The organism is Pseudomonas sp. BB438, assembly GCF_057180225.1.
The window spans coordinates 317,969-333,030 of sequence record NZ_CM170001.1 but is presented as its reverse complement, the minus strand read 5'-3'; the positions used below and the strand labels follow the sequence as shown (position 1 = coordinate 333,030).

Below are 15,062 nucleotides of genomic sequence, written 5' to 3'. Positions count from 1 at the left end.
CCCCGGCGTGCAATGCCGGGGCCTTTTCATTTTCAGCACCAGGCCCGGCATGACCAGTAGGAGCGGGCCATGCCCGCGAAATCCCGTGCGACGGAATCCGCTCTCCCCGTTGACGATCGAACGCGGCACCAACGCCGGCCCTGCCGGCGGTTCGCGGGCGCGGCCCGCTCCCACAAGAACGCGACCATGAAAAAGCCCTGCCGAGGCAGGGCTTTTTCATGGTACTGGCGGCAGATCAGCGAACGCTGATCACCGGCGTGCACAGGCGCTCCAGCAGGGTCGCCTGGGCGTTGCGGGCGTTCTGGTTGCCGCTGGGGCTCTGGCGCACATAGCTGCCGTCGGACTGCAGCACCCAGGCCTGGGTGTTGTCGGTCAGGTAGGACTCCAGCTCCTTCTTCACCCGCAGCACGAGTTTCTTGCCCTCGACCGGGAAGCAGGTCTCCACGCGCATGTCGAGGTTGCGCTCCATCCAGTCGGCGCTGGAAAGATAGAGTTTCTCCTCGCCGCCATTGAGGAAGTAGTAGATCCGGCTGTGCTCGAGGAAGCGACCGATGATCGAGCGCACCTGAATGTTGTGCGACACGCCCGGCACACCCGGACGCAGGCAGCACATGCCGCGCACCACCAGATCGATCTTCACGCCGGCCTGGCTGGCCTTGTACAGCGCGCGGATGACCTTCGCGTCGGTCAGCGAGTTGACCTTGGCCATGATGTGCGCCGGCTTGCCCTCGGCCGCCTGGGCTGCCTCGCGGTTGATCATCTCCAGCAGGTTCTTCTTCAGGGTGAAGGGCGCGTGCAGGAGCTTCTTCATGCGCAGGGTCTTGCCCATGCCGATCAGCTGGTTGAACAGCTTGTGCAGGTCCTCGCAGAGCGCCACATCGGCGGTCAGCAGGCTGTAGTCGGTGTACAGGCGGGCGTTGCCGGCGTGGTAGTTGCCGGTACCCAGGTGCGCGTAGCGGCGCAGCTCGCCATCCTCGCGACGCAGAATCAGCATCATCTTGGCGTGGGTCTTGAAGCCGACCACGCCGTAGATCACCACGGCACCGGCCTGCTGCAGCCGGCTGGCCAGTTGCAGGTTGGACTCCTCGTCGAAGCGCGCCCGCAGTTCGATCACCACGGTCACTTCCTTGCCGTTACGCGCAGCTTCCACCAGCGCGTCGACGATCTCGGAGTTGGCACCGGAGCGGTACAGCGTCTGCTTGATCGCCAGCACGCTGGGGTCCTTGGCGGCCTGACGCAGCAGGTCGACCACCGGCGTGAAGGACTCGAACGGGTGCATCAGCAGCACATCGAGCTTGCCCAGGACGTTGAACAGATTTTCCTTCTTCTGCAGCAGCTTGGGAATCGCCGGGGTGAACGGCGGCGACTGCAGCTCGGGATGGCTGGCGAGCCCGGTGACGCTGAACAGGCGGGTCAGGTTGACCGGCCCGCTGACCTTGTACAGCTCGGTCTCGGACAGGCCGAACTGCTTGAGCAGGTAGTTCGACAGGTGCGTCGGGCAGGTGTCCACTACCTCCAGGCGCACCGCATCGCCGTAGCGCCGCGAGAACAGCTCGCCACGCAGGGCGCGGGCCAGGTCCTCGACGTCCTCGGCGTCCACCGAGAGATCGGCGTTACGGGTCAGGCGGAACTGGTAGCAGCCCTTCACCTTCATGCCGTGGAACAGGTCGTCGGCGTGGGCGTGGATCATCGACGAGAGGAACACGTAGTTGTCGCCGGGGCCGGCGACGTCTTCCGGCAGGCGGATGATCCGCGGCAGCGAACGCGGCGCCGGGATGATCGCCAGGCCCGAATCGCGACCGAAGGCGTCCAGGCCTTCGAGCTCGACCATGAAGTTGAGGCTCTTGTTCACCAGCAACGGGAACGGGTGGGTCGGGTCGAGGCCGATCGGCGTGACGATGGGCGCGATCTCGTCGCGGAAGAAGCGACGGACCCAGGCCTTGATCTTCGGCGTCCAGTAGCGGCGACGGATGAAGCGGATGTCGTGCTTGGCCAGCTCTGGCAACAGGATGTCGTTGAGGATGCTGTACTGGCGGGCGACCTGCTCGTGCACCTGCTCGCTGATGCGTGCCAGCGCCTGGTGCGGCAGCAGGCCGTCGGCGCCGGCCTGTTCGCGGGCGAAGGTAATCTGCTTCTTCAGTCCGGCAACGCGAATCTCGAAGAACTCATCGAGGTTGCTGGAGAAGATCAGCAGGAACTTCAGGCGCTCCAGCAGCGGGTAGGACTCGTCCAGCGCCTGTTCCAGCACGCGGATGTTGAACTGCAGCTGCGAGAGCTCGCGATGAATGTAGAGGGCACTGTCGTCCACGTTGATCGCCGGCACCGCCGGCTCGACGGGAGCTGGCGTCGCCTCGGCGGCCTCCTCCACGACGACGTCGGTGATTTCAGCAGTGGTGTCAGCTTCGATAACTTCGGTTTCGCTAATGCCTTCGGTATTCATCGCTCGTCTCATCGACGGGGTCAGCCCCCGCTTTTCAATTGTTGTGCTGCGCGCTTGGCGAAGTAGGTCAGGATGCCATCTGCGCCGGCGCGTTTGAAGGCCAGCAGCGACTCGAGGATCACCGCCTCGCTGAGCCAGCCGTTGTTGATCGCGGCCATGTGCATCGCGTACTCGCCACTGACCTGGTAGACAAAGGTCGGCGCGCGGAATTCGTCCTTGGCGCGGCGCACGATATCGAGATAGGGCATGCCCGGCTTGACCATGATCATGTCGGCGCCCTCGGCGAGGTCAGCGTAGATCTCGTGCAGCGCTTCGTCGCTGTTGGCCGGGTCCATCTGGTAGGTGGCCTTGTTGCCCTTGCCCAGGTTGGCGGCGGAGCCGACGGCGTCGCGGAACGGGCCGTAGTAGGCGCTGGCGTACTTGGCCGAGTAGGCCATGATGCGGGTGTTGATGTGACCGGTGGACTCCAGGGCCTCGCGGATCGCGCCGATGCGGCCGTCCATCATGTCCGAGGGCGCCACGACCTGTGCGCCAGCCTCGGCGTGGGACAGCGCCTGCTTGACCAGCACATCAACGGAAATGTCGTTCAGGACGTAGCCGTCCTCGTCGAGGATGCCGTCCTGGCCGTGGCTGGTAAACGGGTCCAGCGCCACGTCGGTGATGATGCCCAGTTCCGGGAAACGCTCGCGCAGGGCGCGGGTGGCGCGCTGGGCGATGCCGTCGGGGTTGAACGCTTCCGCGCCATCGAGGGATTTCTTCTCCAGCGGGGTCACCGGGAACAGCGCCAGCGCCGGGATGCCCAGTTCCACGAGTTCCTCGGTTTCCTTGAGCAGCAGATCGATGGACATGCGCTCCACGCCCGGCATCGAGGGCACCGCTTCACGCTGATTCTTGCCGTCGAGCACGAACACCGGAAGGATCAGGTCGTTGGTGGTCAGGACGTTCTCGCGCACCAGGCGGCGGGAGAATTCGTCACGACGGTTGCGACGCAGTCGAGTGAAGGGAAAGGCACGATCGGCGGGAATGAAGCTCACGGCGTACTCCAGGGCCTGATACAGCAGGCACAGTCTGACAGTTATAGCCCTGAATTATGACCGATTGGTAACAACCGGTAACAGTGACCCTTGGTCGCGGCATCCTGCCGCAGCGGCATGCCGCCGCTCTGCGCCACCGGAGACTTGTTCCAGGTCAGGTGTGCAGATCGGGGTGCCTTCCCTGCGGGCGACAACCGAGTTAGGCTTCGCGTTCATTTCGCTGCGTTGCCTCGATAATGCTCCAACAATTCCTGCAGGATTTCGGCTACTTCGCCCTGTTTCTCGGCACGTTCTTCGAGGGTGAGACCATTCTGGTGCTGGCCGGCTTCCTGGCTTTCCGCGGCTACATGCAGCTGGAGTACGTCATTGCGGTGGCTTTCTTCGGCAGCTACGCGGGTGACCAGCTCTGGTATTTCCTCGGTCGCCGCCACGGTCGCAAGCTGCTCGCACGCAAGCCGCGCTGGCAGAAAATGGGCGACAAGGCCCTGGAGCACGTGCGCAAGCACCCGGACCTGTGGGTCCTGAGCTTCCGCTTCGTCTACGGCCTGCGCACCGTGATGCCAGTGGCCATCGGCCTGTCCGGCTATCCGCCAGCGCGCTACCTGCTGCTCAACGGCATCGGCGCCATTGTCTGGGCCACCGTACTGGGCAGCGCCGCCTTCTACTTCGGCAGCGTGCTCGAAGGCGTGCTGGGCAACATCAAGAAGTACGAACTCATGGTCCTTGGCGGCCTCGTGGTGATCGGCCTGCTGTTCTGGCTGCGCCGTCGTTTCAAGGCTGCCAAGGCCGACTGATCAGGCTGCCTGCGGCAGGCGCTCGGCGCGCCGCAGGCCCAGCAGGCCGATCAGGCTGAGCAACGAGTAGACCGCCAGCGCCCAAGGCGCCCACTGCGGCAATTCGATTCCTCCCCACAGCGCCAGCGCCGCCATTGCCGGCACGTTCAGCGCCAATCGCAGCAATTCCAGGCGCAGCGCCCAGGCTCGGTTCTCCAGCCAGCAGCCGATGGCGTAGAGCCCGACGGCCATCCAGCTCCAGCCGAGCAGCAGCGGCAGCACCTGCCAGTGCTCCCCGACACCCAGCAACCAGGTGCCTACCACCACGTAGGTGGCGAACTGCACACCGGCGTACCACTGCCGGCCGCGCGTGAGCGGCACGTCGAACTTGCGGAAGGCCGCCAGGTCGGGCTTGGCCATCGGATAACGCTGGGCGACATCCTCGGGGCGCCAGCCGGTACGCATGAACCAGATGCGCAGCTTGTCCCACAGACTGCCAGCACGTCGCGCATCGCTCCACAGGTGCGCATAGACCTGCAGGTTCGCCCACAGCGGATTCCAGCTGGCCAGCGGCACGGTCACGCCGAACACCACCGGCTCCTCGTCCAGCTCCTCCTGGAAGGTGCCGAACAGGCGGTCCCAGACAATGAACACGCCGCCGTAGTTGCGATCCATGTAGACCGGGTTCTGCGCGTGGTGCACGCGGTGGTTGGACGGGGTGATGAAGACCCATTCGAACCAGCCCAGCTTGGGGATGTGCCGGGTGTGCACCCAGAACTGGTAGAGCAGGTTCAGCGCGCCGACAGTGAGGAACACCAGCGGCGGCACGCCGGCGATGGCCATCGGCAGGTAGAAGATCCAGCCGAAGAGGAAGCCGGTGCTGGTCTGCCGCAGCGCGGTGGAGAGGTTGTAATCCTCGCTCTGGTGGTGCACCGAATGGGCGGCCCAGAGCACGTTGCGCTCGTGGCCCAGGCGATGGTTCCAGTAGTAGCAGAAGTCATAGAAGACAAAGGCGAACACCCAGACCCACAGGCTCTTGGCCGACAGATCGAGCAGCGCAAGCTGCTGCCAGGCCAGGGTATAGGTGACCAGCGCCAGGCCCTTGGTCAGCAGGCCGCTGGTGGTGGACAACACGCCGGCGCTCAGGCTGTTCAGCGCATCGCTTAGCCGGTACGTACGCAGGCCGCGCCAGCGGTCGGCGAGCAGCTCGATCGCGATCAGGAGGAAAAAGAAAGGCACGGCGAAGAGGATGTAGTTCATGGCGCGACCGAATCGTTATGCTTATGAGTAAGGATCCTAGTCCCTTGCCCGACGCCGACCACGGCCGTCGGCGACAGCCCGGGCGGCATATCGCGACAGCCCCGGGCCCCTCGTACAGGAGCAGTTCATGAAGAAAGTTGCCGTTATCCTCTCCGGTTGTGGCGTCTACGACGGCGCGGAAATCCACGAGAGCGTGATCACCCTGCTGCGCCTTTCGCAGCGCGGCGCGAAGGTGCAGTGCTTCGCCCCGAACATCGCCCAGCACCATGTGCTGAACCACCTGACTGGCGAAGAAATGGCCGAAAGCCGGAATGTGCTGGTGGAATCGGCGCGCATCGCCCGTGGTGAGGTGAAGGACGTGCGCGAAGCCAGCGTCGAGGATTTCGACGCCCTGATCGTGCCCGGCGGCTTCGGCGCGGCGAAGAACCTCAGCGACTTCGCCTTCAAGGGCGACCAGTGCGACGTGCAGCCGGACGTACTGGCCCTGGCCAAGGCCTTCGCCGCGGCGAAAAAGCCGGTTGGCCTGCTCTGCATCGCCCCGGCCCTGGCCGCGCGCATCTATGGCGCTGGCGTGGAATGCACCATCGGCACCGACGAGGGCACCGCCCAGGCGCTGACGAAGATGGGCGCCAAGCACATCGATTGCGCCGTGGAAGACATCGTCGAGGACCAGGACCACAAGCTGGTCACCACCCCGGCCTACATGCTCGCGCAGTCCATCGCCGAAGCCGCCAGCGGCATCAACAAGGCAGTCGACCGGGTGCTGGAGCTGGCCTGACGCCTTCGAGCGGCGGATGTTCGCGAGCAATGCCGAAGTAGCCCATTGAAATGAAAACGCCCGGCAGTGCCGGGCGTTTTCGCTTCAGGCCGGATCAGGCCTTGCGCGCCTCTGCTTCGCGCAGCAGGCGCGTCAGCAGCCGGTCCAGGCCGTTGGCGAAGGCCTGGCGATCCTTGTCGCCGTAGGGCGCCTGCCCTCCTCCCACCTGACCCTGCTCGCGCAGGTCGGTGAACAGGTTGCGCACGGCCAGGCGCTCACCCATGTTCTTCTCGTCGAACTCGCGGCCGCGCGGGTCCAGCGCATCGACCCCCTTCTTCACCAGCCGGTCCGCCAGCGGCACGTCGCTGCAGATCACCAGGTCGCCGGGCTCGGCCTGTTCCACCAGGTAATCGTCGGCGGCGTCCATCCCGCTGGGCACCACCACCAGGCTGACGCAGGCGAACGGCGGCTTGGCCACGGGCTGGCCAGCGACCATCACGACCTCCAGCTTGCGCTTCAAGGCGAACTTCGCCACCAGTTCCTTGGCCGCACGCGGGCAGGCGTCGGCGTCGATCCAGATACGCATCGGGGAAAACCTTTCGTCGAAAAGCACGACGGCCAGTATCGCACTGGCCGTCGCGTGTCGCTTGGCTATTGCCTCAGGACGAGGCGATCTCGGCTGCCTTGCGGCGCTCGGAGAAGTAGCTGCGCCCGTAGAGCACAGCGACCGCCAGCAGCGCCACGGCCTGGGCCGACAGCGAATAGGCGTCGGCCTTGATGCCGAGCCAGTCGAAGTCAAAGAACGGTACCGGGCGGGTGCCGATCACGCCGGCTTCCTGCAGGGCGACCACGCCATGGCCGGCGAAGACCACCGACAGGGCGCAGAGCAGCGCGGCGTTGACGGTGAAGAACAGCTTCAGCGGCAGCTTCGCCGAGCCACGCAGGATCACGAAGGCGATGCCGATCAGGATCACCACCGCAGTCCCCGCACCGGCGATCACTGCGTTGTGACCGGCCGGGCCAGCCTGCAGCCAGAGGGTCTCGTAGAACAGGATGACCTCGAACAGCTCGCGGTAGACCGAGAAGAACGCCAGCACCGCGAAGCCGAAGCGGCCACCGCCGCCCACCAGGCTGCTGCGGATGTAGTCCTGCCAGGCGGCGGCATGGCGGCGATCGTGCATCCACACGCCGAGCCAGAGCACCATCACGCAGGCGAACAGCGAGGTGAAGCCTTCCATCAGCTCGCGCTGGGCACCACCGATGTCGATGACATAGGCCGCGACCGCCCAGGTGGCGAAGCCGGCGACGAAGGCCAGACCCCAGCCGACATGAACGCCGCGCACCGCCTTCTCCTGCCCCGTGTTGCGCAGGAAGGCGAGGATGGCGGCGAGCACCAGGATCGCTTCCACGCCTTCACGCAGGAGAATCAGCAGGGCCGACACGAAGCTGATGGAGAAGCTCAGCGAGTCGCCGCTCAGGGCCTTGGCGGCATCCGCCAGCTTGTCCTTGGCCAGCGCCAGCTGCTGGGCCACCTCGGCTTCCGGCAGGCCGTCGCGCAGGGCCTGACGGTAGGCCATCAGTTGCTTTTCGGTGGCCTTGCGCAGGTCCGCGTCGACGTTGTCCAGCGAGCTTTCCACCAGCTCGAAGCCTTCCAGGTAGGCCGCCACGGACAGGTCGTAGGCCTGGTCGTGGTCGCCGGAGCGATACACGGCGAAGCTCTTGTCCAGGGTCACGGTGGTGTAATCGATCTGCTGCGCCGGGCCACGATGCTCCAGCGGCGGGTGGGCACGCAGGGCGCGGAAGCTCTCGGCCGCCGCCTCGCCATCACGCTCGGCGACATCGGCCGGGGTCTGGGTCGAGAGGGTCGCCAGCGGGTAGGCATGGGCCGGATCAACCTTGGCCTGGTCGGCGCTGAGGCCGGCGATGTAGGACGCGAGGTCCCAGCGCTGGCGCTCGTCGAGCTGGTCGGCGAAGGCCGGCATGTCGGTGCCGGAAACGCCCAGGCCGATGACGTTGCGCAGGTCGTACAGGCTCAGTTGGTCGAGGCGCGCGCGGTCGGTCAGGTTCGCCGGCGGCGGCTCCAGGCCGATGCCTGCCGGGCCGTCGCCCTTGCCGGCGTCACCGTGGCAGATCGAGCACTGCTGGGTGTAGATCTCGGCGGCACGGGTCGGGTCCGGGGTGATCGCGGGGGTCTGTACCACCTGGTAGATGTCGGCGACGCGCGCCTCCAGGTGACGGGCCTGCTGGGCAACCTGCTTGCCCGGGAGGCGCTGCTCGATGGCCTGCTTGAGGCTGGCGGCGTCCTTCTCCAGGTCAGCGCGCCCGGAAACGGCCGGCAAGCTGACGATCAGCGACTGCAGAGTACCGACGAACTCCAGTTGCTCCTTGTATTCGCTCTCGTCCACGACCTTGCCGTCGGTGACGGTGGCCGGGTAGTCGGCAGCGAGATAACTGAGCAGGTGAAGGGCTTGGGAGGGGTCGACAGCCGTGTCGGCGTGAGCTCCAAGGCTGAAGAGACCGACCAGCGGCAACAGCCAGACGAAAAGTTTGGAGGGGCGCATACGGAAAGGTAAATGAGAATGAAAGAGGTTAAATTGTCACCTCAGGTTTCCGTCTATGCAAGGACAAATGTCCCGTCGAGTTGCGTCCGAAGCGCCCACAGGGAAGCTCCGGAGCCACGGAAATCACCCTCAAGCCGGCGCGCGGCGGACGGTGGCAAGTAGCGCGGCGGCACCCACGAAGAGGGTCGCGAACGTACGATTCATCACCCGCTGCTGGCGTTGCGAGCGCAATGCTCGCAACACGCGGGCGGCCAGGCCGGTGTAGCCGGCCATGACGATCAGGTCGACGGTGATCATGGTCGCGCCCATGATCACGTACTGGATCGCCATCGGACGGTGCGGATCGACGAACTGCGGCAGCACCGCGAGCATGAAGATCACTGCCTTGGGGTTGCTGGCGTTGACCAGGAAACCACGCAGCACCAGGGTCAGCGGCCGGCCGATGGGGCGCTCTCCGCTTGCCGCCATCACCTGCGGAGCAGCGGTCCACTGGCGGTAGGCGAGGTAAACCAGGTAGACCACGCCGAACCACTTGATTGCACTGAAGGCCACCGCGGATGCCGAGAGCAGTGCGCCAACGCCGGCAGCGACGATCGCGATCTGCAGTGCCAGGCCGATCTGCAGGCCCAGGGCGTTCCAGTAGCCGCGCCAGAAACCGTATTGCAGCCCGCAGGACATCGAGGCGATGGCCCCGGCGCCGGGCGACAGGCTGATCACCCAGCAGGCGATGAAGAAGGCGAACCAGGTACTGGCGAGCATGGCGGACCTCACGGCGCCCAGGCAGGCGCAATCATTTGTTACGGGCAGCCAGTGTGCCTCAGTCGCGCGGGCTCGCCCAGCGTTGCCGACGAAGGTCGGATGATCCTCGTAGGTGCGCGCCATCCGCGCGATCGCGGCCGTGGCCCGCTCCTACAGTCTGGGGCCAAACAAAAAAGCCCGGCACTGGGCCGGGCTTTTTCGTTTCACGACGGACCGATCAGCTCGGCATGTCCTTGCGCAGTTTCACCGGCTCCTCGCCGCGTTTGCGCGCCAGGGCGCCGCGCAGGCGGATGTTGATCGCCTCCACCGCCAGCGAGAAGGCCATGGCGAAGTACACGTAGCCCTTGGGCACATGGATCTCGAAGGCCTCGGCGATCAGCACGGTACCGACCACGATGAGGAACGACAGCGCCAGCATCTTCAGCGACGGGTGCTTCTCGATGAAGGCACTGATGGTGCCGGCCGACAGCATCATCACACCGACCGAAATGACGATGGCCGCGACCATCACCGGTACGTGCTGCACCAGGCCCACGGCGGTGATCACCGAGTCCAGGGAGAACACGATATCGATGATCGCGATCTGGATGATGATGCCCATGAAGCCGCGCGGCTTGCCGCCCTGCTGCGCGCCATCCTCCGCGCCTTCGAGGCTGTGGAAGATTTCCATGGTGCTCTTGAACAGCAGGAACAGGCCGCCGAAGAAGAGGATCAGGTCGCGACCGGAAATGCCGTGATCGAACACGGTGAACAGGTCGGCAGTCAGGCGCATGACCCAGGTGATCGAGAGCAGCAGCAGGATTCGCGTGCCCATCGCCAGCGCCAGCCCGAAGAAGCGTGCCTTGGGTTGCTGGGCGGGCGGGAGACGGCCGACCAGGATCGAAATGAAGATGATGTTGTCGATGCCCAGGACGATTTCCAGGGCAGTCAGGGTCAGAAAGGCAACCCAGATTTCGGGGCTAGTGAGCCATTCCATAGGGGGAATCCATCGAGGGCTAGGGGGTCAGGGAGTGGTGGGAAAATTCGGGCCACGCCAGCGGCGGATGGCTTTCTGGAAGAACAGGTTGTTCGGCACCTGCAGCAGCGCGCCTGGCGCGCCGTCCTCGGCGACCTCTTCCAGAGTGGTATAGAGCAGGTTGATGGCGATCACCCGCCCCTTCACGCCCGGCTTGTCGGCGGACTCGATGACTTCCACGCGATCCCCCAGGCGGAACGGCCCCATGGTGAAGATCATCAGCGCGCAGAACAGGTTGGAGAGCACGCTCCAGATGGCGAAGAAGGCGACCGCGGCCACTGCGGCGAATCCGGTCAGCGCGGCCCAGAGCACATCGGCGGAGACACCCAGGCGCTCCAGCACCAGCATCAGCGCCGAGCCCATGATCAGCCAGCGCAGGCCGCCGCGCAGCGGCAGCAGCAGCTCCGGCGGCATCGGGTAGCGCTCGCCCAGGCGGCTGACGGCACGCGCTACCCCGCGCTGCAGCAGCCACGCCAGCACCAGGACGAGGATGATCTGGCCGCCACGCAGCAGCGGTTCGCTCCACGCCACCAGCAGGCTCACGTCGTCCATCACTCGCTGGCCTCAAGCTGGCGCTGCAGCTCTTCGAGGGTTTCCAGCGCCATCAGCCAGGACTCTTCCAGCTCACTTTCGCGAGCCTTCAACGTGGCTTGGCGAGCCAGCAGGTCGCGCAGCTCGTCCTTGCGCGCGGCTTCGTAGAGCGCGCTGTCGCCGAGGCGCTGCTCCAGCTCGGCCAACTGCTCGTGGACCTTGCTCAGTTCCTTCTCCAGCTTGTCCGCTTCGCGCTTGTGCGGCGCCAGCTGTTGACGCAGCGCGGCGGCGGCCTGGCGCTGCGCGCGCTTGTCGGTCTTGTCGCCAGCGGCGACAGCCGGCGCGGACGGCGTCTGCCGCGCGCGGAAATCCACCAGCCAGCGAGCGTAGTCGTCGAGGTCGCCGTCGAATTCCTGGATGCGCCCATCGGCCACCAGGAAGAATTCGTCGGTGGTGCTCTTGAGCAGGTGACGATCGTGCGATACCACCACCACGGCGCCGGAGAATTCCTGCAGCGCCAGGGTCAGCGCCAGGCGCATCTCCAGGTCGAGGTGGTTGGTCGGTTCGTCGAGCAGCAGCAGGTTGGGCTTCTGCCAGGCGATCAGCGCCAGCGCCAGACGCGCCTTCTCGCCGCCGGAGAAATTCAGCACCGGCTCGTCGCAGCGCTCGCCACGGAAGTCGAAGCCGCCGAGGAAGTCGCGCAGGGTCTGCTCGCGTTCGGCCGGCGCGATGCGGGCCAGGTGCAGCAACGGGCTGGCCTTGGGGTCCAGCGAGTCGAGCTGGTGCTGGGCGAAGTAGCCGATGGCGAGGTTCTCGCCACGGGCGAGCTCGCCGGACAGCAGCGACAGGTCGCCGGACAGGGTCTTGATCAGGGTCGACTTGCCTGCGCCGTTGGGGCCGAGCAGGCCGATCCGCGCGCCGGGCACCAGTTGCAGCTTGACCTTCTCCAGCACCGTTTTCTCGCCGTAGCCCAGGCGGGCTTCGGACAGGTTGAGCAGCGGGCTGGAAATCTTGTCGGACTCGCGGAAGGCGAAGTCGAACGGCGAATCGACGTGGGCCGGTGCCAGTTCTTCCAGGCGCTCCAGCGCCTTGATCCGGCTCTGCGCCTGGCGGGCCTTGGTAGCCTGGGCGCGGAAGCGGGCGATGTACTTTTCCATGTGGGCGCGTTGCGTCTGCTGCTTCTCGTACGCCTGTTGCTGCTGGGCGAGACGCTCGGCGCGGGTGCGTTCGAAGGCCGAGTAGCCGCCGCGGTACAGGGTCAGCTTGCGCTGTTCGAGGTGAGCGATGTTGTCCACCACGGCGTCGAGGAAGTCGCGATCGTGGGAGATCAACAGCAGCGTGCCCGGGTAACCCTTGAGCCACTCTTCGAGCCAGAGGATGGCATCGAGGTCGAGGTGGTTGGTGGGTTCGTCGAGCAGCAGCAGTTCGGACGGGCACATCAGCGCCTGCGCCAGGTTCAGGCGCATCCGCCAGCCACCGGAGAAGTCGCCGACGCGACGATCCATCTGCTCGGGCGTGAAACCGAGCCCGGCCAGCAGCTTGCGCGCACGGGCGTCGGCGGTGTATCCGTCGGCGCTGTCGAGCTCGCTGTGCAGACGTGCCAGGGCGGTGCCGTCGTGGGCGTCTTCAGCCGCGACGAGGTCCGCCTGGATCTTGCGCAGGTGCACGTCGCCGTCGAGCACGTAGTCGACGGCGAGGCGGTCGAGGGTATCGACCTCCTGGCGCATGTGCGCAATGCGCCAGTCAGCGGGCAGGTAGCAGTCGCCGGCGTCCTGGCCGAGCTGGCCGCGCAGCAGGGCGAACAGGCTCGACTTGCCGGCGCCGTTGGCGCCGATCAGGCCGACTTTCTGTCCGGCGTGCAGGGTGAGTTCGGCACCTTCCAGCAAGCGCTGGGGGCCACGCTGTAGCGTAAGATTTTGTAGTCGAATCATGGCGGCGGAGTTTATCAGCTTCGCCTGGCAATCGCTGTGGGGGCTCTATGTCTGATGATGTCTGGTCGTATGCGCTGAAACTCTACTCCCGCCCTGGGGTTGAGGCGGCTTGCCTGGCGCTCCAGGAGGCCGGCGCGGATGTCTGCCTGCTGCTCACCGCGGCGTGGCTGGGGAACGCCAGCGCGGCCTTCGCGGCGGCGCGAATGAGCGAGCTGGAAAGCACGGCGCGGGGATGGCATGACGAGGTGGTAATGCCGTTGCGTTCGCTGCGTCAGCGTTGGCGAGAGTCGGCGAAGCAGGACGCGCAACTGGCGCCGCTGCGCGAGCGGATCAAGCAGCTCGAACTGGAAGCGGAGAAGGTTTTGCTGGGGAGACTGGAGGCAGTGGCGCAGGATTGGCCACGGGGTGAAGCGGAAGACCTGTCGCGCTGGCTGGAAGCCGCGGCAGGAGAAGCCGGCAGCTTGCGCCGCGATGCGCGGGAAACCCTGCGCACCGCGGCGAGCCTCTCCTGAGCCTTAGGAAGCGCTGGAGGAGGTGCTGCTGGCCGGAGCCGCCGGTGCCGGAGTAGTGCTGGCAACCGGAGTAGCAGTTGGAGTGCTCGGCTGGGCAGCCGGGGCGCTCGGAGCAGCCGGGGCAGCCGGCTTGGCAGCAACGGCGGGCTTCGCCGCAGCCGGTTTTGCCGCAGGCTTGGCGGCCGGTTTAGCAGCAGGCTTGGCGGCGGCTTTCACGGCAGGCTTGGCAGCCGGTTTAGCGGCAGGCTTGGCAACCGGTTTCGCAGCGATAGCAGGCTTCGCGGCAGGCTTGGCAGCGGGCTTGGCGGCAGCGGGTTTCGCGGCCGGTTTGGCAGCGGCTTTCGCAGCCGGTTTGGCGGCAGGCTTGGCAGCGGCTTTCGTAGCCGGTTTGGCGGCAGGCTTGGCAGCGGCTTTCGTAGCCGGTTTGGCGGCAGGCTTGGCAGCAGCAGTCTTCGCAGTCGGTTTGGCTGCAGGTTTGGCGGCGGCTTTCGCAGCAGGCTTAGCAGCCGGTTTGGCAGCAGCAGGTTTAGCAGCAGCGGTCTTCGCAGCGGGTTTGGCAGCAACTTTCGCGGCAGGCTTGGCAGCCGGTTTAGCAGCGGGCTTGGCAGCCGCTTTCGCGGCAGCAGGCTTGGCGGCGGCGACCTTGGCCGCCGGCTTGGCAGCAGGTTTTGCAGCGGCTTTCGCAGCGGGCTTGGCTGCCGGTTTAGCAGCTGGCTTGGCGGCCGGCTTGGCAGCGCTCCGGGCAACCGGCTTGGCAGCGGCAGCCACCGGCTTGCGGGTAGCGAGGGATTTGCCAGCGGCTTCCTTCACCTTGGTCACGCCCTGGGCAAGCTTCAGGCTCTCCTGCACATCGCGCTTGAGGTTGGCGATGTAGGCACGGGTTTCAGTCTGGCGGGTCTTCAGAACATCCAGCACACCATCGAGCTCAGCGATGCTCGACTTGGCCTTGGCCTGCGCCTTTGCCTTGCCGGCCTTGGTCGCGTCCTGCAGCTTGGTGCGAGCGTTGTGCAGCTTCTCCTGAGCCTTGCCGCGTTGTTTCTCGAGCTTGGCGAGCAGCTTTTCGGAATCGACGAGCGCCTGCTTGCAGGCACCTTCGAGGTGTTCGATCAGACTGTTGGACAACTGGTGCAGCAGGTGCAGAGGGGTAGTGACGGGTTTCTTGTTGGCCGACATGACGTGCCTCCTGGCGGACGTGGTTGCGCCCATACTAGCCCCGCTGATGGCCTCTCGCCAATGTCCTGATTGTGCTGCAGGCCGCAGCAGGCATCGGCTTCAGAGGATTTCAGCGTTGCGCGAAGGCGCGTTTTTTTCACTCACCCAATGACGCCGCCAGGCGAACTTGGTTCCGTGGCCGCAACCGGCAGAACGGCGCAAACGCCCGCGCCCCGTGCCTTTGAGGCCGAAAAAAATATGTGCGCCACAGAGCGCAAAGCCCCGATACAGAGCCTTCCCCATGCTTTACGGAAACCGATTTCCAGACGCTTCCACA

The 15,062-nt window shown here is 65.7% G+C and carries 13 protein-coding genes; 3 read left to right on the top strand and 10 right to left on the bottom strand.

Features of this window, described 5'->3' with window-relative positions; translation table 11 throughout:
• Positions 1-235: 235 nt before the first annotated feature.
• Both ppk1 and hemB read right to left on the bottom strand, forming a co-directional pair.
• Positions 236-2,440 carry a polyphosphate kinase 1 gene (ppk1, locus tag AC1ZV1_RS01600; protein WP_484295242.1) on the bottom strand — a complete coding sequence of 735 codons (2,205 nt, stop codon included), beginning with the start codon at positions 2,438-2,440 and terminating at the stop codon, positions 236-238.
• A gap of 20 nt (positions 2,441-2,460) precedes the next feature.
• Positions 2,461-3,474, bottom strand: a complete 1,014-nt coding sequence (gene hemB, locus AC1ZV1_RS01595; protein ID WP_484295241.1) for a porphobilinogen synthase — start codon at positions 3,472-3,474, stop codon at positions 2,461-2,463.
• 233 nt (positions 3,475-3,707) lie between these two features.
• Between hemB and AC1ZV1_RS01590 the strand changes: the two genes are divergently transcribed.
• Positions 3,708-4,268, top strand: a complete 561-nt coding sequence (locus AC1ZV1_RS01590) for a DedA family protein (protein ID WP_045213182.1) — start codon at positions 3,708-3,710, stop codon at positions 4,266-4,268.
• On the opposite strand, the gene AC1ZV1_RS01585 is transcribed toward AC1ZV1_RS01590, so the two are convergent.
• The gene (locus AC1ZV1_RS01585; protein ID WP_484295240.1) at positions 4,269-5,507 is read right to left on the bottom strand and encodes a sterol desaturase family protein; all 1,239 of its coding nucleotides are present in this window, start codon (positions 5,505-5,507) and stop codon (positions 4,269-4,271) included. It lies immediately after the preceding gene.
• 127 nt (positions 5,508-5,634) lie between these two features.
• Here AC1ZV1_RS01585 and elbB point away from each other — a divergent pair, with 127 nt between their 5' ends.
• Positions 5,635-6,285 (top strand): isoprenoid biosynthesis glyoxalase ElbB, encoded by a 651-nt coding sequence (elbB, locus tag AC1ZV1_RS01580; protein WP_484295239.1) that lies wholly within the window; start codon positions 5,635-5,637, stop codon positions 6,283-6,285.
• 94 nt (positions 6,286-6,379) lie between these two features.
• Here elbB and AC1ZV1_RS01575 read toward each other — a convergent pair whose 3' ends face one another.
• The 6 genes from AC1ZV1_RS01575 to AC1ZV1_RS01550 all read right to left on the bottom strand — a co-directional run bounded on the left by AC1ZV1_RS01575 (position 6,380) and on the right by AC1ZV1_RS01550 (position 13,061).
• Complete coding sequence (locus AC1ZV1_RS01575; RefSeq protein WP_484295238.1) at positions 6,380-6,850, bottom strand: YaiI/YqxD family protein; 471 nt, start codon at positions 6,848-6,850, stop codon at positions 6,380-6,382.
• A gap of 73 nt (positions 6,851-6,923) precedes the next feature.
• The gene (locus AC1ZV1_RS01570; protein ID WP_484295237.1) at positions 6,924-8,825 is read right to left on the bottom strand and encodes an FTR1 family protein; all 1,902 of its coding nucleotides are present in this window, start codon (positions 8,823-8,825) and stop codon (positions 6,924-6,926) included.
• Positions 8,826-8,954: 129 nt separating this feature from the next.
• Positions 8,955-9,584 (bottom strand): LysE family transporter, encoded by a 630-nt coding sequence (locus AC1ZV1_RS01565; RefSeq protein ID WP_054910211.1) that lies wholly within the window; start codon positions 9,582-9,584, stop codon positions 8,955-8,957.
• Positions 9,585-9,801: 217 nt separating this feature from the next.
• Positions 9,802-10,560 carry a TerC family protein gene (locus AC1ZV1_RS01560; protein WP_484295236.1) on the bottom strand — a complete coding sequence of 253 codons (759 nt, stop codon included), beginning with the start codon at positions 10,558-10,560 and terminating at the stop codon, positions 9,802-9,804.
• Positions 10,561-10,587: 27 nt separating this feature from the next.
• A complete protein-coding gene (locus AC1ZV1_RS01555; RefSeq protein ID WP_484295235.1) occupies positions 10,588-11,151 on the bottom strand; it encodes a mechanosensitive ion channel domain-containing protein in 564 nt (187 codons plus the stop codon).
• The gene (locus AC1ZV1_RS01550) at positions 11,151-13,061 is read right to left on the bottom strand and encodes an ATP-binding cassette domain-containing protein (protein WP_484295234.1); all 1,911 of its coding nucleotides are present in this window, start codon (positions 13,059-13,061) and stop codon (positions 11,151-11,153) included. Before AC1ZV1_RS01550 ends, AC1ZV1_RS01555 begins: the two co-directional genes overlap by 1 nt.
• A gap of 47 nt (positions 13,062-13,108) precedes the next feature.
• Here AC1ZV1_RS01550 and AC1ZV1_RS01545 point away from each other — a divergent pair, with 47 nt between their 5' ends.
• A complete protein-coding gene (locus AC1ZV1_RS01545; RefSeq protein WP_484295233.1) occupies positions 13,109-13,573 on the top strand; it encodes a TIGR02444 family protein in 465 nt (154 codons plus the stop codon).
• A 3-nt stretch (positions 13,574-13,576) separates the two neighbouring features.
• Here the strand turns inward: AC1ZV1_RS01545 and AC1ZV1_RS01540 are convergent, their stop codons facing one another.
• Positions 13,577-14,746: an AlgP family protein gene (locus tag AC1ZV1_RS01540; RefSeq protein ID WP_484295232.1), complete on the bottom strand. Its 1,170-nt coding sequence runs from the start codon at positions 14,744-14,746 to the stop codon at positions 13,577-13,579.
• Positions 14,747-15,062: the final 316 nt, after the last annotated feature.

Bases quoted from the DNA above. Each gene is read 5' to 3' on its own strand.
- AC1ZV1_RS01585 (WP_484295240.1), bottom strand. From the start codon at position 5,507: ATGAACTACATCCTCTTCGCCGTGCCTTTCTTTTTCCTCCTGATCGCG.
- ppk1 (WP_484295242.1), bottom strand. From the start codon at position 2,440: ATGAATACCGAAGGCATTAGCGAAACCGAAGTTATCGAAGCTGACACC.
- AC1ZV1_RS01550 (WP_484295234.1), bottom strand. From the start codon at position 13,061: ATGATTCGACTACAAAATCTTACGCTACAGCGTGGCCCCCAGCGCTTG.
- AC1ZV1_RS01570 (WP_484295237.1), bottom strand. From the start codon at position 8,825: ATGCGCCCCTCCAAACTTTTCGTCTGGCTGTTGCCGCTGGTCGGTCTC.
- AC1ZV1_RS01575 (WP_484295238.1), bottom strand. From the start codon at position 6,850: ATGCGTATCTGGATCGACGCCGACGCCTGCCCGCGTGCGGCCAAGGAA.
- AC1ZV1_RS01560 (WP_484295236.1), bottom strand. From the start codon at position 10,560: ATGGAATGGCTCACTAGCCCCGAAATCTGGGTTGCCTTTCTGACCCTG.
- AC1ZV1_RS01540 (WP_484295232.1), bottom strand. From the start codon at position 14,746: ATGTCGGCCAACAAGAAACCCGTCACTACCCCTCTGCACCTGCTGCAC.
- AC1ZV1_RS01565 (WP_054910211.1), bottom strand. From the start codon at position 9,584: ATGCTCGCCAGTACCTGGTTCGCCTTCTTCATCGCCTGCTGGGTGATC.
- AC1ZV1_RS01555 (WP_484295235.1), bottom strand. From the start codon at position 11,151: ATGGACGACGTGAGCCTGCTGGTGGCGTGGAGCGAACCGCTGCTGCGT.
- elbB (WP_484295239.1), top strand. From the start codon at position 5,635: ATGAAGAAAGTTGCCGTTATCCTCTCCGGTTGTGGCGTCTACGACGGC.
- AC1ZV1_RS01545 (WP_484295233.1), top strand. From the start codon at position 13,109: ATGTCTGATGATGTCTGGTCGTATGCGCTGAAACTCTACTCCCGCCCT.